Below are 22,872 nucleotides of genomic sequence, written 5' to 3'. Positions count from 1 at the left end.
TAAGTAGAATTCTTTATGCCCATTCCAGCCCACCGCCTGTCAATTCCCGATCTGATCGTGGTCCAGCCAAAGCGGTTTAGCGATACGCGGGGCTACTTTGAAGAAACATGGAACAAACGCGATCTGCAGGCCGTCGGAATTTCCGCTGATTTTGTGCAAGATAACCATTCTCGGTCCGAAGCCGCCGGCACTTTGCGCGGGCTGCACTTCCAATCAACGCCGCAGGCCCAAGACAAGCTTGTACGCTGTACCAAAGGGGCGATCTACGATGTCGCCGTTGATATCCGCAAAGGGTCTCCGACGTTTGGTACTTGGGCAGGTATTGATTTGACCGCGCAAAACGGCGCACAGCTGTTTATCCCCAAAGGGTTCTTGCATGGGTTTGTGACCCGCGTGCCGCAAACCGAAGTGCAATACAAGTGTAGCGATTATTATGCTCCCGACTGCGATGGATCGGTCAGATGGGACAGTATGGGCATTGACTGGTCCCTTTCAGGCGCACCAATTCTTTCGGAAAAAGATGCCACCGCACCACCGTTTTCAGAATTCAGCTCTCCCTTCACCTATGAGCAATTCACATGAAGCTGCTGGTCACAGGCGGCGCCGGATTTATTGGGTCAGCCGTTGTGCGAGTTGCGATAGGCCGCGGACATGATGTGATCAATCTTGATGCGCTGACATATGCGGCGTGTCTCGAAAACCTGCGGTCTGTCAAAGATGCGCCCGGCTACACCTTTGCACACGCGGACATCCGAAACCGCGCTGCGCTTGACCCGATATTTGCCGAACACAGGCCAGAAGCCGTTTTGCATTTGGCCGCGGAATCCCACGTCGACCGTTCAATAGATGCACCTGCGGACTTTATCGACACGAATATGACGGGCACGTTCAACCTGTTAGAGGCCGCCAGATCCTATTGGATCAAGTCAGGCAAGCCAGACAGCTTTCGTTTCCTTCATGTTTCAACCGATGAAGTTTTTGGATCGCTTTCCGCCGATCCCGGGCAAAAATTCACCGAAAGTACGGCCTATGATCCGCGCTCTCCCTATGCTGCGTCAAAAGCGGCATCAGATCACTTGGTCCGAGCCTGGCACGCGACATATGGGCTGCCAATCGTCCTGACGAACTGTTCCAATAATTATGGCCCCTATCATTTCCCGGAAAAGCTAATTCCGGTGGTAATTTTGAGTGCTTTGGCCGGGAAAGATATTCCCGTTTACGGCACTGGCGAAAACATCCGCGATTGGCTGTTTGTCGAAGATCACGCCGACGCATTACTGCAAGTCTTGCAACGTGGCAAAATCGGCAGCAGCTACAATATCGGCGGCAATAATGAACTGCGCAATATTGATCTGATCCGCATGATCTGTGGCATACTTGATAAGAAACGCCCCTGCCCCCGAGGCACTTACGCTGATCAGATCACCCATGTCGCTGACCGCCCTGGCCATGATGCGCGCTATGCAATTGACGCGACCCGCATGCGCGAGGCACTTTGCTGGGAGCCATCGGTCTCTCTCCAAGAAGGGTTAGAGCGAACAGTGCAATGGTATCTTGATAACGAAGAGTGGTGGCGCCCTCTACTTAATCGCAAAGGCGTTGGCGCGCGGTTGGGCGTATCGCGATGAAGATTTTGGTCCTTGGAAAAACCGGCCAGGTCGCCACCGCGCTTGCGCGCAATTGCCCATCAGATGTGACCTGCATCTTTCTCGGTCGCGAAGCTGCGGATTTACTCTCTCCCGAGATCTGCAATGCAGCGATTATGGCGGCTGATGTAGATGCCGTCATCAATGCGGCGGCTTTTACCGCGGTCGATGAAGCCGAAAGCGAAGAACAAATTGCAACCGTCATCAATGCAGATGCACCCGGCGCAATGGCCACGGCTTGCGCGCAAAAAAATATCCCGTTCTTACATCTCTCAACAGATTATATCTTTGACGGCGCGGGAACCCATTCCATTCCACCAGATCAGGCAGCAAAGCCGTTGTCCGCATATGGGCGTTCGAAATTGGCCGGCGAGATTGCCATTCGAAAAAGCGGCGCGCGTCATTTTATTTTGCGCACAAGCTGGGTGTTTTCAGATCACGGGAAGAATTTTTTTCTGACCATGCAACGGCTTGGCAAAGACCGCGACACGATCAATGTCGTCGCCGATCAAATCGGTGGCCCAACTGCTGCAGGTGATATCGCCACTGCGCTCTTTCAGGCAGCACGCGCGATGGTGGACGGGCATGATGGTGGCACCTATCATTTCTGCGGCAAACCAGCAGTCAGCTGGGCCGGTTTCGCGCGCGCAATCATGGAAACTAGCGGGCTGAACTGCGCGATCCATGATATTCCATCAAGCGCCTGTCCTACCATTGCAGAACGCCCCGCAAATTCGCGACTTGATTGCACTTCACTGACCGAGGCGTTTAGTATCGTCCAGCCGGATTGGCGGAAAAGCCTCAGCGACATCATTGCCGAGCAAAGAAGCGAGGCAAAGATATGAAACGCAAGGGTATCATCTTAGCTGGTGGGACGGGTTCGCGTCTTTGGCCAACAACCATCGGTGCGTCAAAACAACTTTTGCCGGTCTATGACAAGCCGATGATTTACTACCCGCTCTCAGTTCTGATGCTCAGTGGCATACGTGAAATCGCGATCATCACAACGCCTGATGATCAGTCACAATTCCAAAGATTGATGGGCGACGGCAGTCAGTGGGGGTTACGCTTCACTTGGATCAGCCAACCCGAACCCGAAGGGCTTGCACAGGCATATATCCTTGCGAGCGAATTTCTCGCCGGTGCCCCGTCGGCCATGATACTTGGCGACAATATCTTTTTCGGCCACGGATTGCGTGACCTGCTTGCCACCGCGAATGAACGGCATAACGGAGGGACTGTCTTTGGGTATCACGTCAACGATCCTGAACGGTATGGCGTCGTGGATTTCGATCCCGACGGCAATGTCACAGAGATTGTAGAAAAACCCCAAAAGGCGCCATCGAATTACGCTGTAACAGGCCTTTATTTCCTTGATGGGCGCGCGCCTGAATTGGCCGCAAAGGTAAACCCTTCCCAGAGAGGGGAACTTGAGATTACCGACCTTCTTGAACTTTATCGTGCAGAAGGCGCGCTAGGCGTCGAGCACATGGGACGCGGTTTCGCTTGGCTGGACACGGGGACCCACAGTAGCCTGCTTGATGCAGGAAATTTCGTGCGCACGATGACTGAACGACAGGGGCTACAGGTCGGGTCGCCCGAAGAAATTGCCTATCACCTAGGTTGGATCAGCGCCGATGATCTGCGCCAACAAGCAGAAATATATCGTAAAAGCACCTATGGAAACCACCTTCTATCGATCCTCGACTAGCGTGGGGACCATGTGTTTTCTGGAACTTTCACGCGATCAATTTCTGTGATTGTTCTAAGCTCGGCAAGCGCTTCCAGATTGTCACAAAGTATGTCGCCATTATCGACGCCTTCCAAAAACCGGATCCGGCCAATACGGAACAACCGGTCGATGTTCTTTTTCAGAAATGCCGTTTGAAATATCTGCTCGGTCGCCCAACAAAACGACACATTAAACCGACGTGCGCGCACCACATCTTCAATATGTTCCAACGCATCGTCGCGCCAAGTACCGTCACGCGGTGCGGCTAGAAGGGCCACAGATTCACGCTCAAAATGGGCGTCAGAATAGGCCGCATAGCGCAGGGTCTGTTCAATAAAGCGATCAGAGCGCGTCTTTATTTCTTGCAAAAACAGCCACCGACGCGACAAAGCCCCAACTGTCAGCCCCGCGTTCTCCATAGCGCGCGAAAATCCAACCTCTCCGCGTTTGATCGTGAGTATCTTGGAATTGGTTTGCTCATACGTCGCCCAAAACTGCGCAAATGCCGGGTCATCATATGCTTTGGCGGACACCATTGTCAGATAGGATTCAATATGTTCCGCGCGTTTGCTTAAGGGGCGCGATTGCGCCATATGATTTGGGTATTCGTTGCGCGTCGGCACATGCAGCAGTAGCCCTGTCACATCACAACCAGAGCACTCTAAGCGTTCAATTACGTCACTGCCAGTCCACATTGGGAACCAAATGCTGTCATTCATTAGCGCCAGTTTTGTGGGCGAAACCTGCTGCTCTTGCAGATAGTGGATGGCGTCGCGCATGCCCCCAAAATCATAGCCGAAATTGGGACGCTCCAAGAGCCGCCAAGCCGATGTCAAAACCTGTTCGCGTGCGGAAACGCGCAACCCGCCATTTGCAACAACAATGACATTGTAGCCTTTGGTTTTCATGAATTCGCATGTCCGGATCAAAGATGCGGGCAGCTCCGCCGGCTGGAATACGAGCAAGATACAATACTTTGACGTCTGTGCTTCTGATGCGCCAGAAATACGGATATTGTCCCAGCGCACACTGTCGTATTTCTTGCGCGCGTGACATTCCAAAACCCGACGCGGCAGGTCTCTGGTCTGTGACGCAAGCCGGATCAGTTCACGCTTTAATTTCCAAACTGGTGGCAATGCACACCCTCAAAACAATCATTAGCCTGCCCCAAGACTGCACGCGCCGCACGCGTATTTGGGGTACTACCAGTTCAAATAGCCAAATAAGCCCAACAAAACAACTTGGGCTTTTAGACAGCCCGCGCGCAGTGGTCTAGGTCTGACGCCCCTCAAAGTACCCATGCCTTAGGAAATGTTTCTCTGCCGAAATACCTGCTAAAGCCACATCTCGATTCTTCCAAATGTACCGATCGGGATCAAACCCTTGCGGCAAAACTGGCGTAATCTTTGCCCGCAGCTTCGACCGCATCAATTCATCCAAATATTGACCGAGCACCCGGCTGCTGTTGACCGATTTAGGCAGTTGCAGCGACCATTGTGAAGCCAAATGCTGTCGGAAACTTTCGATCTGCTCCGCACCAAAATCGAGAATGTCCTGTCGCGTTGTGATGCGCACATAATCATTGCCAACACCTCCGCCTGCCTCATTCAGCAAGAAAACCTTTTCCCCAAAGCTTTCGAGAACTTTGTGCAATGCCATCCGGTTACCAAAGCTCCTTGCGGGCAGCGGATCGGCGCGCGCGTATGCCACATAGGTTGCGAGGATAGCTGTCGCTTCGGCACTGAGACCATGTGGCACGTTCAGCGCTTTCGCTTTTTCAATATCCAAATCAAAACGCGCGCAAAAATCATGGGTGATATCATGCCCGATAAGCGTTGCACGATCGTAAGGAACTACGCGCACATTTGCAGGGCCAAACTGCGCTTTGGAGGCAGCAATAAAGCGATCGCCACCAATTGAAATCCCCTCAATCGGTTGCTTCCAAAGCCACCGAGACTGTGAAAATTCGACAGCGCTGACTGCATCCGCAAGCGCAGACCCAAAACGTGTTTCTGGGGGGCTAACATATGCTATAACCTGCACATCATCAAACAATGCGCCGAGCCAGGCCGACAACTGACCCATGACAGAGGGCATATTGAACAGTGCAGGCGCCGAAAACAGCACACGCGGAGTCGAATGTGCCGATAACCAAGCAACAAGCCCGTCGCGGATGCCATCCCTATGCGGATGATGTCCCAGATCACGGCGCAGATCGTTTAGCGCCCACGCGCAACCATGGTAGCGCGTATCAAGGTCAGTCTGCCCCAGCCGGTCAACAAAATCCAAACAGGCATCGATTTCATGTTGTTCTAACGCGCCCGCAATCAGCGCGTTATTCACTGGGTAGCCATTGGGCATCATATGGCCCGCAGATATGCTCTGCCCGTCATCGTAGTCCTGCAATGCGAACTGAAGGCTTGTCGCGCCTGTTTGCGGCATCCCGACGTGCAACACACAGGTCCGGCCAGTGAGTATCCTTTGCGTTTTTTGCGCCGCGCTTTGCGGTTGCCAAATCCCCGGTTCAATCGCTTGCGTTGGGGTCACAATATGCATGTAACCCGCACAATCCCCCTCAGGCGCATCCAAATCCAACACAGCCTCAGACAAAAAGAAACTGCCCAACCGTTCATTGCAGTAGCAGAGAAACCGATCTTGGTAGTCAGATCGGTGAGCTGTCTCAAAGCGCGCAAGATAGGCGCGGTTCAATTTTTCGATTTTCTGAATGATATCAACGTAAATTGATACCGGGCACATGCTGAACTCTATGCCGCCGGGAATAAAAACTGGGGCGTCAAGGTATTGTGCAACCTTCCCTTGATCAACAATACCAAGCTCAACCGCCAACGCGATATAGCGGTCGAGATCCTCTAGATAATGTGCCCGCGCATATTGATCGCGCACCGAAAGCCCCACACCAAAACCGCCCGTCCAAGGCTGTGAAGTGAGAATTGGGAGAGCATGGCTTTCGGCAAGGCTGTAGGGGTTTAGCACCGCACAATCCGCAGTAGAAATCGTGCGGATACCCGGCTCAGATGCCGCATCTTGCCCATGTTGTTCAGGCGACAAAAAGCGACGGTAATGCGAAATGCATACACGATCTGTAGGCGATGCACCGACCTGCGCGAGATGGCGCAGCACGGCAAAACTGCCAAGACTACCACCTAGCCAGCAATGATCCTTCGCAAGATCCTCAACCAAATCATAGGCGTGTACAACCTGATTGGTCGCTTCAACCTTGCTCGCACCGCGCGGTCCCATTTCAACGACGACAACGCGCGGATCTAGCGCAAATCGGATCGGTTCATGGGCAAAGCAATAGTAGTGAAGCATGGCTACTACAGCGCAGAGAAGCAAATGTTTGTCAACGATTTTACGGGACCCGCCTGACCGCTGCTCTTAAGACTAAAGCGGCTGCCGCCCTCAGGCACTATCCGGTTCATCTAAGTCTCTTCGCGAGATGCAACTGCACTGGCAAGAAGACATTGGCGCTGCTTCATCAAAAAACTCATACATGAGCCGTTCGTTTGCCCCCCTAAAAGCTGCGGAACAAAAACTAGCCTGCTTTTGGTTCACATTGCCCAGGTTCCTAATCTGATCCGCTTCTTCCGCACCGCTGGTTCTTCATGCTTACATGTCCTTCAGATCAGAACGGCCCTAAATCTAACCTTGGTTAAGCTCCAAGAGGAGCGGGACAAACGGCAGTCGATCATATTTGATACGCTCGGGCGCGTCGGGTTCAGCTTCGACGTATTTGCTGTTCAGAGACACTAAGGATATTGGAAAGTCCGTCTCTTCCAGTTCCAGTTTTATCGAAAACTGGGCGACGAAGGTTCCTGCCGACTTGCGAAGATGCAGTACTTGCACGTGACCAAGGTTGCGGTCAGGGCCGTTGATTTCAAGTTCTATGCGCCTGCGTACAGCCGGCATCTTGAACAATAGTTTTGCTTTCAATGTCCAGGTTCCGGGCGCGATTGATTGAGGTTGGGCAGACACGTGAGAAAAAACAGATGGGCTTGGATCGCTGACCTGCGCGGGACGCGTAAACCTCCGCAATTGGCGCGTGTCACGTTTCGCATCTCGGCCCGATCTTCCTAAACGTGACGCCCCGTGAACAATAGCGCGCACACGGGTCTGAAAGGCCGACAGGTTTTGTGTATCACGCGCCAGTATCAAAGACGGGATATCGCGCAGCCTTGCCCGCGATGTATGTGCGCCGAAACGGCGCAGTACGTCATCAGGCAAGGGGATGTTAATCTCCGTTGCGAGGAAAGATAGCGCAATGGCTATTGGCCCGCGCAGATTTCGACCTCGCGCGATGGCATATAGCTTGTCCCAGTCAACTGTTTCGCTGTTCAGCATGCCAGCGATATCAACCAACCAGTCGCTGTGGTGGTGACCGTCCCACGCGCCATGCCCCATCGCCATCACCAAGCGTTCTTCGACTGACGGCACAAATACAGGCAGATCATAGTATGTGACTGGTAACGCGTCCCGAAGCAGTTCTGCATCAAACCGCGCGTTCGCCTGAATGTTTTGATAGGCGCAACGGTGCAGGTCGATATCGCCGAAACGACCTTTCTTAAAATTGCGCGCGCGAACACTGGACAACCTGGCCCGTAGCCCCAGCGCACTTTCGCCGCGAGTTGATTGCCAGCCATCATCAAGCAACATACACACTGCGGTTTCAAAATCCGCATCTGGCATCACGAGATCAAGATCGAACGCACTGCGTGACTTTTGCTGTGTAGGATCAAGAGCAACCCGCGCCGCGCCCTTAAGAAGGACGGGTTTTAGCCCCATCTCTACGAATTTTCGTACAGGTGGCAGATTGGCGGAAACCGCGAGACGTGATTGTGTCCAGTGCAGGCGAAGCAATCCAACAAGTCGCGGGTATTCTGCCAAGCCTTCAAGCTTGCGCCCAAAACGGGTTGTGATCGCCGCAAAGAGCCGGTGTTCAGGAAAGCTAGCATCATCGAGGTCATTTTGAGAAAGCCAAGTGGACAAAGCCTGAAGCGCGATATCTTCGTCGGGGTTTAAGGCGGCTTGCAGCAATTGCAAACGCCCGCCGTCTGGCCACGCCCAAGCAAAATTAGGAAATCGGCGTGACGGGAAACTGTTCATTTTTGTTCAGCCTGACGGCGGCGCATGATTGCCGCCCGTGCAACGGACAAGTACCCGCGATGGCTTTCGTCCTCAGCGCTGTAGGTCATGCTGCCCGGGATGATACGGCGCAACATTAGCACCTCGGGCAAAATATTCAGGGTGAAGCCAGCCACGCGTGCGCGCGCCAGCCAATCCACCATGTCACCTGCGCCACCGGGTGGGTCAATGATTGGGCCGACTTTTTCAAATGTAGGCCTATGCAGAACCATCGTTGAACGTATGATGGCGTCCCGTTCGACACCCTTCTTGCGATCATTGTCATCATGGTGAAACTGGCGCGACTTCGTGAACGAGATTGCGCTGGGACCTAGGGCCGCCAGATGCTCCAATTGTTGTTCCATTTTCTGCGGCAACCAGATGTCGTCGGCATCCAACGCGGCGATGACAGGGGCGCTTGTCAGGCTGATCGCATATGTCGTTGCCCCGCCACACCCAGTGTTTGTTTGGCTGATAACACGGGTTGCTGCGCGATGGGCTTTGGCAATTTCAACGGTGCTATCAGTCGATCCGTCATCGACAACAACAATCTCGGATGGTTGACAGGTTTGCGCCAAGATCGAATCCAGGGTTTCGACAATGGTACGCTCGGCATTGTAGGCCGGAATGACGACTGCGTAACTCATTGCGCCCAAAAGTCCCGTGGAAGTTCGACGTTGAACTCCGGCTTTACGAGGCGGCGCCAAGGTTCGCGTCTGCGCCGCACGACACTGCGCACGAGCGCTCGGTTAAACCACAATACGTTATCTTTCGAGCTGGAAGACATATTCCCTTCATGGCGCAGATAGAAGTGGCAAATTGTCGGCGTTTGCCGAAAATTCACGCCAATCTCGAAGGTCCTGAAAATGAAGTCAGTGTCTTCCGCCATTTCTAATCCTTCATCAAACTTGCCAATTTTTTCGATCAGCGGACGTCTGTATAGACAGCACGCCAAGTGAATACTGGTCAGTACAATTTGCTTCGCATCCGTTGGTACGCTGAAAGTGTCGCGATCAATTTCAAAAGTGATCAACATATCGCCGTAGGTGATTGCTACATCAGGCTCATCAAGCAGGATTTGCAGATCGGTCGTAAACCGATCGGGTGCCATAATATCGTCGGAGTCTAGGAACGTTACGAACGCTGTCTCTGGTAACAGATTCTCTAGGCCAGTATTGCGCGCGCGGGTTACACCGCCGTTTTCACGACGAACAATTCTGACGCGCGGATCTTCTGCGGCGAGGTCGGACAGGATTTGCGGCGTATCATCGGTTGATCCGTCATCGACGACCAAAACATCAAGCGGCAGGGTAGCGTCTTGCCTTAAGACGGATTCTATCGCGGGACGGATATGTTCTGCACGATTGAACACGGGAATGATCACGGTGATGGTCAATGCATTTTCCTTATGAACTGGCGCAAGACTGCGACGATTTCGTCCGGATCAGTGCCTAAATCTAGACGATAGGCAGGCAGCTGTCGCGCAATCCGACCTGCGACGGAAAATAGACGTGGACGATCACAGTAAATTTGCGTGACCCCCGATGGCGCCAGAGCAATGAACGCAGACTTAGCATCAATTTCTGTGACACTCGTTTGGTCGCCGAACGCTAGGTGCGGCAATAGTATGGCTTTCAGATCGATTTGCGGCGACAAAACGCCCCTTGTTACGTCCGGCAAATAGAATTGGTGTTTGCCCTGCCAGTTGGCCCTATTCGGGATTGCCGCTTGCCCCCACTGACCCAATCGGCGCAACCCGGCTTCATCTTGTTTCAAAGTATCGAAAACAGGGCGGGCCGTTCGTTTGGTAGCATCAACGAGCACGTAGTCATCCCCAACGCTTTGCAGCTCAGCGAAAATACCGGCAAGCACAGTTGATGATTTCCCTGCCCCACCTTTGCCCGCAAGCAAAACACCTGTACCGCCCAGTGCCAAGGTACCGCCGTGTAACAGAGACGTATCGTTAGCGCCCAGATGCCACTGCACGAAGTTGCGCAGTGGCGACCCAGCATCCCACGCAGGAAACCCGTCGCGCGTCGCCATCCACTGGATTCCGACGGCACGGTCTACGTCAAAGACTTGCCAGAAATTCAAATCATCATAAAAATGAATGCGGTAGGGCGTCGTTGAAAGAACCGCCTCAATTTCACGTTCACGAAATCGATTGGGTGGCCAGAAGAGCGTAGGGCAAAGCCGATCATCAGCGTTGATCACAGCTATGCGACATTGGCTCACGCTTGGAACGTCGCGCGTGGCTAATGCCCGTTCTGCTTGATCCAAATAGGCTGGATCGTTGGAGCCGACATGGAATGTTGACCCTGCAACATTCAGCGATCGTTTGTATGCGACAGATGCAAAGGCATCATCAAACCCCGCAAGAAGGGACTCAATTGATGTGACAACACTCCGTTCGCAGAACGATATAAGAGGTGTCTGAAGAACGGCTTCACTCATTGGATTGTTATGTGTCTTCGGGCACCTTGGGCCACCCTCGTTCTTCGTCAACATCATGAATGGGGTCTGCAAGTATGAGATCGGACAGATCATCATAGACTTCAATTAGTGGAGCGGTTGCAAAGTCTTGGACTTGCGCAGGCAGAGCCACTTCATCGCTTTCAACAATCAGACCCAGCGCAACTAATCGTGTCGCAAATGCAGCGCCATGCTTTGTTGAAACTTCAACAGGATCGTGACCTGTTTCAACCGCCATCCACAAAGCCGCCCCGGCCTCGTTGAGCCCAAAATACTGGCCAGTCTGCAGATTCAACACGACAATCTCGCCGTCAAATTCTTCGTGGACCACGTCGGGACCTACTAACTTGTAACGAGCCATGAAGCCCCCTCAATTACTTAGATTGTACGCCGGCGACAGTTCTTAGCCAAATGGCTTAATCAAAAATATCTACAATTTGGCCCACAATACCAAAGATATTGGTGACAAAAAGCCGAAAAGACAAGACTGGCTTTGTTACCTAACCCCGTGTCAAAAAACTCTAGTTTGTTGGCGCGGTGTTCGATGTATTTCCAACGTAACGTGCTCCTACCTGTTCTGGAGGAGCACTCTGCCGTTTGGCCCGTCGATTTCGGCTGTATGCTTGCGTGATTACACGTCTGTTCCAGCGAAAATAGTTTATTAAATGGAACCTGCGGGTAACACTAGAATCTCGCGTTGCCTTCGCAAACTGCCAATCAATTTCAGCTGGGTCACCAGCAGCTAAGAGCCGCCTTACCGTATCTGGGTTCTTGTTCAAAATGAAGGCAAGCAATGAGAACCCAGAAATACGCAAGTCATCCGTATGCCCCCCCGACAGCGATGTGAAAAATAGCCTGCGCGACAACGACAAAGCAATCAGATCGCTTAGCAGGTCGACGAGCGCTTCGGTCGCATCAAGTTCGTCTGTACTATGCAACGGAACGCCACCGAGGTCCGGGGTTTCTGTGACGCTTAGCAAGGTTGTCGTCGGGTGCAGAATTTTTGAAGCGCTAGATATGGCATCCGCACTGTCAGAGCAGATTAACACCTGTCGCCCCCGCAACACTGGACGCAGCCGCGTCAAAAAGGTCGCGAAATCTGTCTTGTAGTCCGAGTGGCGAATGTGGACTGCGTCAAAGTTTGCGTTCAGGTGACGCAAGTTGTTCGTAATCAGTCGGGCAAATTTCGGCACAAAGCTTAACCGATCCAGCGCCGCGAAGGACGCGGGTCCACCGCCTGCTTGCTCATAGACGATTACTTGCTCGCTGTGATCAATCGCCGCGTCAAAATTAAGCTCACGGCCAGTCTCAGTATCAACAAAATATTTGTGTTGCGGCACCCAATTCGTGGCATAAGAAGACACGCGGTGACAAATTTCCGATGGGTAAACGGACGTGGCTTCATCAAATGCCGGTATCATCTCGGAGGTCCACCCCAACACCTCGCAACCAAAACTATCTTGGGCTGTGAACACATCCTGAAACGGCAGTTTCATGCCGGAGCGCGTTGTGTCGATGATCAATACACGATTGAACTTAATAGCGTATAAGCGGCATTTCTCGATTTGGACCATAACATCGTTGAAGCCACCGCGCGGACGGCACAGCAGATAGGTCCTGTTCAGATCAAGCTTAAAGTCAGCCATGCTGCGTGTCCGCCACTTGTCGGGCGATCCATGCGTAGGTCTGTTGCAGCCCATCCGCGAGTTTGGCATTTGGAGACCAGCCAAGTCGGTCAGCGATAAGTCTATTGTCCGATGAGCGCCCACGCACACCGACGGGTCCAGGGATGTTTTGTAGCTGCACGGTCTTGCCTGCAATCTGGGCTATCAGGTCAGCCAAAGCATTGATCGAGATAAGCTCATCTGACCCGATATTAACAGGTTCCGCGACATCAGAGCGCATGAGCTTAAGCGTCCCTTCGACACATTCATCCACAAAAAGAAACGTCCGTGTCTGTTTGCCATCGCCCCAAATTTCGATTGTGTCACCGTCTTCGGCTTCAGCTACCTTGCGGCAAAGAGCGGCCGGCGCCTTTTCACGACCACCATGCCAAGTCCCGAGTGGCCCAAAGATGTTGTGATATCGCGCAATGCGGCATTCCATCCCGTAGTTACGCGCAAACGCTTGATAAAGTCGTTCTGAAATTAGCTTTTCCCAACCATAGTCACTGTCGGGGTTTGCAGGATAGGCGCTACTCTCCTCGCAATTGGGGTTTTCGGGATCCATTTGGTTCTCTTCTGGGTAAATACAGGCAGAAGAAGAGTAAAAAATCCGTTTGCTGCCAGATCGCTTGCAGGCATCCAGAACATTGATGTTGATGGACATGGAATTGTGCATGATGTCGGCATCATTGTCACCGGTGAACACAAATCCCGCGCCGCCCATGTCCGCAGCAAGTTGGTAAATCTCGTCAAATCTGGCCTCAACGGCTTCGGCTACAAAGTTTTGATCGCGTAAATCTCCAACCATGAATTCATCTGCTTGCGTGTCGCCAAATTCCGGGCGCTTCAGGTCAACGCCACGGACGTGGAGCCCTTCTGCCTTTAATGCAGACACCAGATGATTGCCAATGAAGCCGCCTGCACCACATACCAACGCCGTTTTTGTCATAGTCTGCCTTTCAATCATTTCGCCATGCGCGCTTCGGTCCAAGGGACATTACTAGGCCAACAAAGCGCCAAAATGACAATGTTGCTCGTCGGCCAACAGATGGAGGCATCAGTATTTGTAGAGCAGTTGGCGTAGCTTTTGGGGAAGCCTTGCGCGTCGGGCTGCGCGCCTGAAAAGTTCGGCTTTTCGCGCGGGATTGACCGTGCAAATCGTTTCAATCCTGTCGAATTCCAAATGTGCTCCGTCAAAATCGTTCTCATCAATGGCGCCATAGTCAATCCCTGGGAATGTTATGCCCTGCGTGTCTCGCATCCAGAACAGATCGGGTGCCCGCCAATTCAGGAGCGCTGCATTTGTCGCATCGCGCAACTTAGGAGGCGTTGGCTGTTCTAACCGCCGGTCTGCCTTGAAAACTTCTACGGCTAGGGCACGCGGATCAAACCGCCATTCGAGAGTATGCGTTGTCAAATCATGTAGAATTGCCATGGCCTCGGTGGAGTGGGTCGTGTTTATTTCGAAGTTGCGGTGATTGATCTCTGCTGGGTCAAGGGCAGGCAAATACTTTTTCACAAAGTCGGAAATGATATCGCCACCATTCAATGTCTTGCGATCAAATACATTGAGAGAAACCGGCCCATTCCAATTCTTTATCAGGGGCAATAGCGTATCACGAGCAGACGTTCGCGATGGTTGAGACGCAGTTGAAAGTCCCTTAAGCGCTTGCTGCAAATTCGACAAGTAATGGGAGTCCGGCGCACGCAGATAGGCAATGATACGCGATGTTTCGGCGACTTGATCAATCTGTTGATTGGCGGAGGTGATCACGGCCTTGCTCATTGGCCTAAACAGAACCTCACTGCTGATAAGAATTGATTTCGGCGTATCAGAGGCGACCGTTTCCAAGATATCTTGCCAAGCGCGGTCGGCCGCGCGCAAGATTTCGGTGCGGTCCATTTTTAGCCAAATTTCACGCCCCTTCGAAACTTCAGTGTGGCCGAAAAGAGAATGCGCAAGCAACACAGCATTTCCGGTTTCAGGAGGCATGTCAGGTAATAAAATACCGCGCTCTCGCAAAACATGTGCCTTCTGCTTCAATGCCCATTGAAGAGATGTCGTGCCTGTCTTTTCTTGCCCTATATGGAGCAGAAGCTCCTCCGCCTTTTTCACCAGACATCCTTAATTGCGCTAAAACTGTACTGCCCCCTTAATCAGCTTCTATGTTCCACACGGCGAAGTCTACCCCGCGGAACGCGTACGCGCGCCCTTCACCCAATCCTTGGCCATTAATGACAGTTTCAAGGAGCCAACAAATGGGACCAGCCTTTTTGACTTGCGCCATCGTGGGGAATTTCACGACGCGTGCGCAGAATGAAAACCTGCCCATCACGCCGGAAGAGATCGCAGATGACTGTCTTGCGGCGGAGGATGAAAACGCTGCGATTGTTCATTTTCATGTGCGCGATCCTCAAAGCGAACAGCCGTCCATGGACACGCAGCTTTATCGCGAAGTTGTCGAGCACGTTCGCGCGCAATCCTCGGACTTGATCATTAACCTGACAACCGGAAATGGCGGGACTGATGCAGAGCGTCGGAGTGCGCCCAGAGATCGAGTTGTTTGACAGTGGTGACATTGCAATCCTTCATCACCTGATTAGCGAAGGTGTGGTGCCCGCTGATCCGTTGTGTTCCATCGTTATGGGGGTGAACTATGGCTTTCGCCCATCACCCGAAACATTGCTTTACGCACGCAGTCAGTTGCCTACGGCTGCCACGTGGACGGGATTTGCGACCGGCAAATGGGCCTTTCCCATGGTTGCCCAATCGGCAATCGCTGGCGGCAATCTGCGGATCGGGATGGAGGACGCCGCGTACATGAACCGTGGTGTCAAAGCCCCTTCAAATGCTGCGATGGTGTCAAAAGCCGCGCGGATGGCAAAGGACTTGGGCGTTGAGCTGTTGACAGCAGCGCAGACACGCGAAAACCTGAACCTTCAGAAATCATCAGAAAGTTGACGTCATTATGCTTACCCTTTTTCACTCTCCCGGTAGCTGTTCGGATGGGATTTTTCTGCTCCTCGAAGAAGTTGGCGCTGAATACGAGGTCGAGGTTATTGACTTAAAAACCGGTGGGCAGCGCGATCCTGCTTTCTTGGCGCGCAATCCCAAAGGCAAGGTGCCGTCCTTGATGCGCGAAGACGGATCGGTTCTGACCGAGTTTCAGACCATTGCGTACTGGCTGGCGAACCACTTTGATCAGGCGGGGGTGTGGCCGGAACAACTTGAATCCCAATCTCGCACATTAGAGGCGTTGGACTTCATCGTAGGCTCCGTTCATATGCGCGGGTTTACACTCGTCAAAGTGCCGCAAAAATTTCAACTTGATGCAAAAGGCACCGAAGACTTGCGCGCATACGGGCGCAGCGAAGTTGAAAAGGGGTTGATCCAGTTGTCGCGGATGTTGGGAGATGCTCTTTATTTGCTCGGAACATTCGGGATCGCAGATGCAGCGATATTTTATGTGCTGCGTTGGGCGACGCAAGAAGGGTTTGACGTCCCGGAGAACCTACAGGATTTCCTGGCGAGAATGCAGGAAAGGCCTGCGGTGCAGCGTTTATTTGGTTAAGTCTCGGGAAGACCCCGCGCGTCCCGATCATCGGGGAGCGCGGCGATGCCAGCAGAGATTTTCGCGGCCGTTTCTTTCAAGTCAGCCGCGTATTCTTTCAGCATTTTCTCAAATGACATTGCGGAGGCGATTACAATGACTGTAAGGCAGGCAATCACTTGATCACCGGCCCAAACAAGGGCGGAAAGGCTCATGGTGTGGCTGCGAAATCCCTCGCGGCGAAATCCAAGCCCTAATGCGCGAACTTGCCCAAGCATGAAGTCGAAGTTCGGCGCACTTTGCAAATAGCCAGCCTTAAGGCGTCCGGATTTTCGTAACCCGTCAAGGATACCCAGCTTGCTGGACTGCCTTTATGCAAGCTGGTGCTGAACACAGGAACTTCCAAATCCTCAATTGAGGCGTCTCTTCATGTGAATGATCCGCCCAGACCGTTACTGCGTAGCCGCCTTTGCGCCATCAGACATTGCGCTGGGCTTGCTGGGCTTACAGAAATATGCAAGCGTTTTAGGCCCCTGAGAAGCATAGTGAGACCACGCAACCTATTGATGTTCACAGCCACATTGCTCAAGAATACTATCGCGACTATTGTGCACAGCGACAGTAACGTTGATGCTGCGAAGCATGGAAGCCGAAACAGAGTTCTCTTTTGCAGCACTGAATGGGACAGCGCGACGGCACATTCGTGTGTTTCAAATTCACCAGTTTCTCGACCGGTTCGCGATGGGGCTTACAGTGGCCGTTGTTGCTCTAGCCTTGACTGACAGAGGCATGGGCGTTTTTCAAATCTCGCTGCTTTTCGGGGTCTATTCTCTTACAACAATGACGATGGAGCTCCCGTTTGGCGGTCTCGCCGATAGCATTGGCCGCAAGCCGGTTTTTCTGACAGCGGTCCTGGCGAGCCTGATATCGCTAGCCCTTTTTCTTTCGACGACCGATTTCAACGTTCTGGCGCTTTCATTTGCATTCATTGGCTTTGGGCGGGCGCTGCGGTCGGGCACGCTTGATGCTTGGTTTGTCGAAACCTTTAAAGCCGCCGCGCCAAATGTGGATGTGCAGCCCGCATTGGCCAAAGCGCAATGGGCCAATGCCGTGGGGTTGGCCATTGGCGCAATCCTAGGGGGGCTTCTGCCCGATATTTGGGGCCCGGTCGCAAGGGATCTCGGTTTTAGTATCTATGATGTCTCCTACGCGGCAAGCTTTGCTGTGATGCTATGCGTGTTTGCTTTTACAAAGTTCGCCATTGTGGAGACGCCGCCTCCGGTGAATTTCGTCGCACTCAAACAGGGGTTCGCAAACGTTCCAACGGTGCTCAAAGACGCAGGCCTTCTCGCTCTCAGGCATCCCACACTTTCGGTCCTAATGGCATCGCTCGCGTTCTTTCTGATGGCGACAAACCCGGTCGAAGTGATCTGGCCGACCCATGCAAAACCCATGTTGGATGCGGGTTACGCAAACACTGTCATTGGTATCGTCACTGCCACCTATTTTTTCGCCATCGCTTTCGGCGCATCTCTGTCCCCGCACATCAGCCGTTTATTCAATCGACAGCACGCGCTTACGCTGGCAGCGACGTTTGCTTGTTTAGCTGGCGTTCAGATTGCATTGGCGTTGCAAGGCGGTATCGTCAGCTTTGTGGCGGTTTTCATCCTATATTCTGTGCTGCTTGGGGTGAGTGAGACACCTGCCAGCAGCATTCTGCACCGCTGTGTCGAGGACCGTCAGCGGTCGACCATGCTGTCGCTGAGATCGTTGATACAACAGTTAGGGGCCGCATTCGGTCTCGTATTTTCCGGTGCCGTCACCGAAATATATTCCACACCTATCGCATGGATTGTTGGTGCCTTGTTTCTTGTCTTCGCGGCGGTACTGGCCTTGCTGTTGATCAAACGACAGGCCTTGGAAGCCAAATAGCTGACGTTTATGAGTTGCAGTGCGTTCGTCGAAATCAGCTTAAACCAAACTAGAGATAAACTCCTTGCCCGGTGCAACGGGCATCCCTCGCACTGTTAGAGAGCGGCTTTCGCCCTTTGGCAAGGTGACAATCGCCCTGTCCAGAATCGGTGCCGTCGTTCCCCCTTGTTGCCAATCAAGGTCAAGAGTGTCGCTGCTGCCAGCCAACGAGAAATTCAGGAACGAGTAAGGTGCATCAACACTTACACCGTCGTCTTCGAAGAGAGCGCCTCTTCCGATCTCGTTTTCAGGTGCAGGGAACAGCGCTAAGACCCGGACCGTTTCGGCGGCGGGATTCGCCCGGTCTGCCCCAGCGGACAGCGGGAGAACTGTGCCTGCTCGGACAAATAGCGGCATCGATGCGAGGTCGACGTCTTTCTCGACCACCTCGCCTGGAGCATGCCACTGGCCACTGTGAAAATCCCACCAACCCGTCGTGTTGATTGGCAGACGAACACGGCGTGTCTTAGCCCCCTGTTCGACGACATTTGCCACCAAAAGATCGCGCCCCAACATGAAATCATCAGTCTCCTCCCAAGCCGCCGGATCGTTCGGGTGGTCAAGAAACACCGGACGCAACATAGGTTCGTCGTCTTGCACAGCCTGCCGCAGCAACGTGTAGAGATAAGGCAACAGTCGATAACGCAGGTTGATGGCATCGCGGATGTGACCGGTCACCTCAGGGTACATCCATGCTTCGTTCGCGCTTTGATCGTCGTTCCACGAGTGGATCGTAAAGCGTGGATGGAAGATGCCGTTTTGGACCCAGCGCACGAATAATTCCGGGTCGGGCTTTGGACCAGAAAAGCCGCCCACATCATGCCCGACATTGAACAAGCCAGACAGGCTCATCCCAAGGCCGGTACGGATATTATAGCGCAGCGTCTTCCATTCGGTGCGATTGTCGCCCGACCACGTTTGCGCATATCGCTGAATGCCGGGCGCACCAGAGCGACAGATAAGATAAGGTCGCTTATTTGGCGCATGAGCGCGTTGTGCTTCCTCGGACGCGCGGGTCATCAACACCGATTGCAGGGGTCGGATCAATGCGATGTCAATAGGATCACCGAAGCCGGTGCACTGAGCGTGACGGTCCCAAATTTCGTATTCGTTGTTGTCGTTCCAAGTGGATTCGATGCCCTTCTCAAGCAACTGCGTCGTCACGCCATCCTTCCACCAGTCAATTGCGTCGGGGTTGGTGAAATCGAGGTGTGACCCCGTATCATCCCAAAAGATCGACTGCTCTGGTTCGTCAGTTTCGCTGTCTTTGATAAACAGACCAGCCGCCGTAACCTCCTGGTACCGTGGGTGGTCGTGCAATAGGCATGGCTTGATGTTTGCAATCAAGTGCACGTTGGCTTCGCTATATTTCTTGACCAGACCTTCGACCTCAGGCACTTTTTCTTGGTTCCAGTTGAACACGTAGCGCTTGGTCCCGATTGATGTATAGCCCGACGACATCTGAAAGCTGTCGCAGGGGATGTCGTGTTCCATGACCTTGTCGACGAAGCCTTCAAGTTGCACCTGCGCATCGTCTGCATCCGTGTACGACATCGTTGAGCCGGAATAGCCAAGCGACCAGCGCGGCGGAAAGCAGGTTCCCCCCGTGAGGCGCACCTGGGATTTTACGAGGTCAAGCATTTCGGGCGCCCATCGCAGGTAGTAATCAAGGTCGCCATCTTCGGCGCGATAGGCGCGGTAGGGTAAATGGTAATTATCAAGTTCTTGACCAAGGTCGAACCGGCAGCTTGCAAGATTGTCGTAGAAGATCGACCAGACACCAGTAGTTGCAGTCTTCGTCATCGAGAACGGGATGTGTTTATAAAGCGGATCGGTGGTTTCCGAGTCGTATCCCATGGCATCAAGGTTGCGCATCTCAAAATGTCGCCCGCTTCGATCTAACGCCCCGGTTTTTTCGCCAAGACCGTGAACGGGTTCATCGGCGTAGCGACGTAAGAAATGGCTGTGTTGATGGTCCCGCAGACCAAGAAGCATGCCCCCTGTCGGACGTTCTTCTACAAAAGCTTGCCAAGCCCCATCGACATTGGCGGCCCATGACAGGTGCAGCGGGTGCGAGATTGTGAGCCTGAGCGTGCCTGTTGTCAGACTCAGCACATCGTCATTTTCAATTGTCACCTCAGGGCTTTCAAAACCCGACATCTCATCCCGGTTACGTCCCTCCCAAGGAACGTCGGTCGCTGGAGCAATGCTCCACGTTCGCGGCAATCGCCACGCACCGTCCTTTTTGAGAGACACGCGAAACAGCCGATCTTCAAGTGCAACGACTCGCAATATGTGGCGGTCTTCGATCAACAGTTCTACGCCGTTTTCCATTTGGCGGTCCAGTGTCCAAGACTTCAGGGTCTTCATACAAGGTATCCTTTCAAGGTCTCAGTGCCTTTTTGGAGAGTATCGGTGAGTGGCTGTGAAAATGAAACCGTGAGAAAAAACAACACTGGCGGCACATCTAAGGGGGGCCTATCGTGCGAAGTGACATGCCAAACAGCACTTTGCGCAATCACCTTATCCAACGGCTTGGACTGGACTCTCGAAACATGGGTTTCGCGGCACCGCGTATCGTGGAAGTTGAAGATTATCTTGGCTGGCAGATCGAACATCTGATCTTTCGAGCCGGGAATGGAACCGGCGAAGACATCCCGGCCTACTTCCTGCGCCCCCAAACGGGCCATAGGCCGGTGCCCGCGCTGGTTTACGTCCACGCCCATGGAAACAATTATCAGATCGGTGGCGTTGAACTGACGGCCGGACGACCCGCGCTGCAGGGCCCCTATGCGCCTGATTTGGTGCGCGCGGGAATTGCTGCACTCAGCTTTGATTTGCCTGCATTCGGTGCGCGCCAGCACCCGACCGAAGCCGCGCGGGCAAAGGCGCATTTGTGGCAGGGTCAGACGTTGTTTGGGCAAATGCTTGCCGAACTGATGACTGCGGTCGACTTCCTTGGGGCCCATCCTGCTGTTGCCGCTGATCGAATTGGGGCGCTCGGTTTTTCTATGGGCAGCACGCTGGCGTGGTGGCTTGCAGCACTGGACACTCGTATCCGCGCGACCTCGGCGTCGTGTTCTTTCGCGGACCTCGCCAGCTTGGTTGCGACCGGAGAACATGACAGGCACGGCATCTACATGACAGTGCCTGGGCTTTTGCCACTGGCCCGCAGCGGACAGATCGCTGGGCTGGCCGCTCCTCGGGCCTTGCAGATTTGTGTCGGCCTTCAAGATTGGTCGACACCCAAGGCAGCCTTTGACCTTGCCCGCGTCGACCTTGAACGGGCCTATCAAACTGTGAGTACTGTCGAGCAGCTGCAGTTTCATGTTGAGCCCACGTCGGGCCATGTAGTGACGACAGAGATGCGGGCGGCCGTGTTGGAGTTTCTCATGGGCGCGCTAATCGACTAACGATGCTACAGTCGTAGCGAGCATATCCAGCCCCTCGGGCGAAACATCGGGCACGCCAATCAGATCGGCCATTTGGGCTGCGGCATCGCGGAGGTCCTTTGCCTCATCAAACAGCTTGGTAATCTGTTTGGCGTTAGGATCATTAATGGCCATGTCACCGCGATGTGCCCGCAGTGCGAAGGCGATCCAGGCCGCAATTGCGTGCAATGCCTGGGAACCATCGCCCCCATTTACCATCAATGGCACGATACGTTCGCGCAGCTTCAGACTGCCGTCCGCCGCGATCTGGATCAGTTCATGGCGCATTTCGGCCACGGCAAAACGATCCATCAAGGCAGCGCGGTAGGCTGGTACTGTGTCTGCAACGGCTGGCGACAGGGTCACCTCTGCCTCATCCCAAAGCCGTTCCACACCAGCGAACAGAATCGGATCACCCATGGCTTCATGCACATATCGATGCCCGGCGAGCAGACCAGCATAGGCCAGCCACGAATGCGCAGCATTGAGTAACCTGAGTTTGCGCTTTTCAAACGGTGCAACATCGGGCACCAGTTCGGCGCCTACGCTCTCCCAATCCGGTCGCACCCCGGCGAAATCGTCCTCGATGACCCATTCCGTGAAGGCCTCTGTCATCACTGACGCCACCGCAGTTTGACCGGCGGTGGCGGCGATCTCGTCACTTAGGGTCTCGGTTGTTGCAGGGGTGATCCGATCGACCATGGTGTCGGGAAACCGATTGCCAGAATCGATGACGATGTTTGCGCTCCTAGCGAAATCGTTAACCGCTGCGGCGAGCTTTCGGCCGTTGCCAGACAGGTTGTCGCAACTCAACACGGTCACCGGACTAAGACCAGCATCCATACGCCGCGCAAGACCGTGTGCTAGCAAGCCAATGGCGCCACTCGGCGCCCCCGCAAGGTCGGCGGCGATAGCGGGATGCGTCATATCCAACCGCCCTGTCGCGGGATCAAGACAATACCCTTTTTCGGTGATCGTGAGGGTCACGACTTGGACGTCTGGATCAGCAAAGGTATTCACCACCGCCGCACTGTCGTGGCTTGCCAGAAGGACCTTGTCGTGGACCGCAATCTGTTCGACGCGCAGCCCGTCAATCCCGCGGATGCCAAGGCTATATTCGCACCCGTCTCGCAGCGCATCAAACAGCGCCTCATTGCGCATGACGATACCCGTGATCCGCCAGTCGCCTTCGGCCTGTGACGTATACCAAGCCTGATGGGCCCTATGAAAATTGCCAACCCCGAGGTGAACCATACGTGGCAT

At 53.6% G+C, this 22,872-nt stretch carries 20 protein-coding genes and 1 pseudogene; 8 read left to right on the top strand and 13 right to left on the bottom strand.

Going from position 1 to position 22,872, the window contains the following annotated elements:
• The first annotated feature begins 15 nt into the window (after window positions 1-15).
• From rfbC to rfbA, 4 genes are read left to right on the top strand one after another with little or no spacing between them, the layout of a single operon-like run.
• Window positions 16-582: a dTDP-4-dehydrorhamnose 3,5-epimerase gene (gene rfbC, locus Yoon_RS06615; RefSeq protein ID WP_238111294.1), complete on the top strand. Its 567-nt coding sequence runs from the start codon at window positions 16-18 to the stop codon at window positions 580-582.
• On the top strand, window positions 579-1,628 hold the full coding sequence (rfbB, locus tag Yoon_RS06610; protein WP_238111292.1) for a dTDP-glucose 4,6-dehydratase: 1,050 nt from the start codon (window positions 579-581) through the stop codon (window positions 1,626-1,628). Before rfbC ends, rfbB begins: the two co-directional genes overlap by 4 nt.
• Entirely contained in the window at window positions 1,625-2,491 is an 867-nt protein-coding gene (gene rfbD, locus Yoon_RS06605) for a dTDP-4-dehydrorhamnose reductase (protein WP_238111291.1), read from the top strand. The genes rfbB and rfbD overlap by 4 nt, the downstream gene beginning before the upstream one ends.
• The gene (gene rfbA / locus Yoon_RS06600) at window positions 2,488-3,357 is read left to right on the top strand and encodes a glucose-1-phosphate thymidylyltransferase RfbA (protein WP_238111289.1); all 870 of its coding nucleotides are present in this window, start codon (window positions 2,488-2,490) and stop codon (window positions 3,355-3,357) included. The genes rfbD and rfbA overlap by 4 nt, the downstream gene beginning before the upstream one ends.
• Here rfbA and Yoon_RS06595 read toward each other — a convergent pair.
• From Yoon_RS06595 to Yoon_RS06550, 10 genes are all read right to left on the bottom strand, one after another.
• Window positions 3,354-4,514: a rhamnan synthesis F family protein gene (locus Yoon_RS06595; protein WP_238111288.1), complete on the bottom strand. Its 1,161-nt coding sequence runs from the start codon at window positions 4,512-4,514 to the stop codon at window positions 3,354-3,356. The two genes, rfbA and Yoon_RS06595, sit on opposite strands and share 4 nt — an antisense overlap.
• A 136-nt stretch (window positions 4,515-4,650) precedes the next feature.
• Window positions 4,651-6,711, bottom strand: a complete 2,061-nt coding sequence (locus tag Yoon_RS06590; RefSeq protein ID WP_238111286.1) for a hypothetical protein — start codon at window positions 6,709-6,711, stop codon at window positions 4,651-4,653.
• A gap of 330 nt (window positions 6,712-7,041) precedes the next feature.
• Window positions 7,042-8,502, bottom strand: a complete 1,461-nt coding sequence (locus Yoon_RS06585) for a nucleotidyltransferase family protein (RefSeq protein WP_238111284.1) — start codon at window positions 8,500-8,502, stop codon at window positions 7,042-7,044.
• Window positions 8,499-9,167 (bottom strand): glycosyltransferase family A protein, encoded by a 669-nt coding sequence (locus tag Yoon_RS06580; RefSeq protein WP_238111281.1) that lies wholly within the window; start codon window positions 9,165-9,167, stop codon window positions 8,499-8,501. The genes Yoon_RS06585 and Yoon_RS06580 overlap by 4 nt, the downstream gene beginning before the upstream one ends.
• The gene (locus Yoon_RS06575) at window positions 9,164-9,916 is read right to left on the bottom strand and encodes a glycosyltransferase family A protein (RefSeq protein ID WP_238111279.1); all 753 of its coding nucleotides are present in this window, start codon (window positions 9,914-9,916) and stop codon (window positions 9,164-9,166) included. The genes Yoon_RS06580 and Yoon_RS06575 overlap by 4 nt, the downstream gene beginning before the upstream one ends.
• Entirely contained in the window at window positions 9,913-10,974 is a 1,062-nt protein-coding gene (locus Yoon_RS06570) for a hypothetical protein (RefSeq protein WP_238111276.1), read from the bottom strand. The genes Yoon_RS06575 and Yoon_RS06570 overlap by 4 nt, the downstream gene beginning before the upstream one ends.
• Window positions 10,975-10,981: 7 nt before the next feature.
• Entirely contained in the window at window positions 10,982-11,353 is a 372-nt protein-coding gene (locus tag Yoon_RS06565; protein WP_238111275.1) for a PqqD family peptide modification chaperone, read from the bottom strand.
• Window positions 11,354-11,513: 160 nt separating this feature from the next.
• Window positions 11,514-12,638 carry a hypothetical protein gene (locus Yoon_RS06560; RefSeq protein WP_238111272.1) on the bottom strand — a complete coding sequence of 375 codons (1,125 nt, stop codon included), beginning with the start codon at window positions 12,636-12,638 and terminating at the stop codon, window positions 11,514-11,516.
• Entirely contained in the window at window positions 12,631-13,605 is a 975-nt protein-coding gene (locus Yoon_RS06555; RefSeq protein WP_238111270.1) for an NAD-dependent epimerase/dehydratase family protein, read from the bottom strand. The genes Yoon_RS06560 and Yoon_RS06555 overlap by 8 nt, the downstream gene beginning before the upstream one ends.
• Window positions 13,606-13,713: 108 nt before the next feature.
• A complete protein-coding gene (locus Yoon_RS06550) occupies window positions 13,714-14,772 on the bottom strand; it encodes a hypothetical protein (RefSeq protein ID WP_238111269.1) in 1,059 nt (352 codons plus the stop codon).
• Between the two features lie 50 nt (window positions 14,773-14,822).
• On the opposite strand from Yoon_RS06550, the pseudogene Yoon_RS18005 reads away from it, so the two are divergent.
• Together Yoon_RS18005 and Yoon_RS06535 are read left to right on the top strand one after the other, a co-directional pair.
• Window positions 14,823-15,618, top strand: a pseudogene (locus Yoon_RS18005) (3-keto-5-aminohexanoate cleavage protein).
• A 7-nt stretch (window positions 15,619-15,625) separates the two neighbouring features.
• A complete protein-coding gene (locus Yoon_RS06535; protein WP_238111262.1) occupies window positions 15,626-16,228 on the top strand; it encodes a glutathione S-transferase family protein in 603 nt (200 codons plus the stop codon).
• Here the strand turns inward: Yoon_RS06535 and Yoon_RS06530 are convergent.
• Window positions 16,225-16,422, bottom strand: coding sequence for a hypothetical protein (locus Yoon_RS06530; protein ID WP_238111261.1), 198 nt, complete (start codon window positions 16,420-16,422; stop codon window positions 16,225-16,227). The genes Yoon_RS06535 and Yoon_RS06530 overlap by 4 nt on opposite strands.
• 427 nt (window positions 16,423-16,849) lie before the next feature.
• On the opposite strand from Yoon_RS06530, the gene Yoon_RS06525 reads away from it, so the two are divergent.
• Window positions 16,850-18,139 carry an MFS transporter gene (locus tag Yoon_RS06525; RefSeq protein ID WP_370642149.1) on the top strand — a complete coding sequence of 430 codons (1,290 nt, stop codon included), beginning with the start codon at window positions 16,850-16,852 and terminating at the stop codon, window positions 18,137-18,139.
• A gap of 39 nt (window positions 18,140-18,178) precedes the next feature.
• Here Yoon_RS06525 and Yoon_RS06520 read toward each other — a convergent pair whose 3' ends face one another.
• Complete coding sequence (locus Yoon_RS06520) at window positions 18,179-20,548, bottom strand: TIM-barrel domain-containing protein (RefSeq protein WP_238111257.1); 2,370 nt, start codon at window positions 20,546-20,548, stop codon at window positions 18,179-18,181.
• Window positions 20,549-20,673: 125 nt separating this feature from the next.
• Between Yoon_RS06520 and Yoon_RS06515 the strand changes: the two genes are divergently transcribed.
• Entirely contained in the window at window positions 20,674-21,591 is a 918-nt protein-coding gene (locus Yoon_RS06515) for an alpha/beta hydrolase (RefSeq protein ID WP_238111254.1), read from the top strand.
• On the opposite strand, the gene Yoon_RS06510 is transcribed toward Yoon_RS06515, so the two are convergent.
• On the bottom strand, window positions 21,580-22,872 hold the full coding sequence (locus Yoon_RS06510; protein ID WP_238111253.1) for a mannitol dehydrogenase family protein: 1,293 nt from the start codon (window positions 22,870-22,872) through the stop codon (window positions 21,580-21,582). The genes Yoon_RS06515 and Yoon_RS06510 overlap by 12 nt on opposite strands.

It is taken from the genome of Yoonia sp. I 8.24, assembly GCF_022096995.1.
Classification (GTDB): domain Bacteria; phylum Pseudomonadota; class Alphaproteobacteria; order Rhodobacterales; family Rhodobacteraceae; genus Yoonia.
This window is presented reverse-complemented; position numbering and strand designations above follow the sequence as displayed.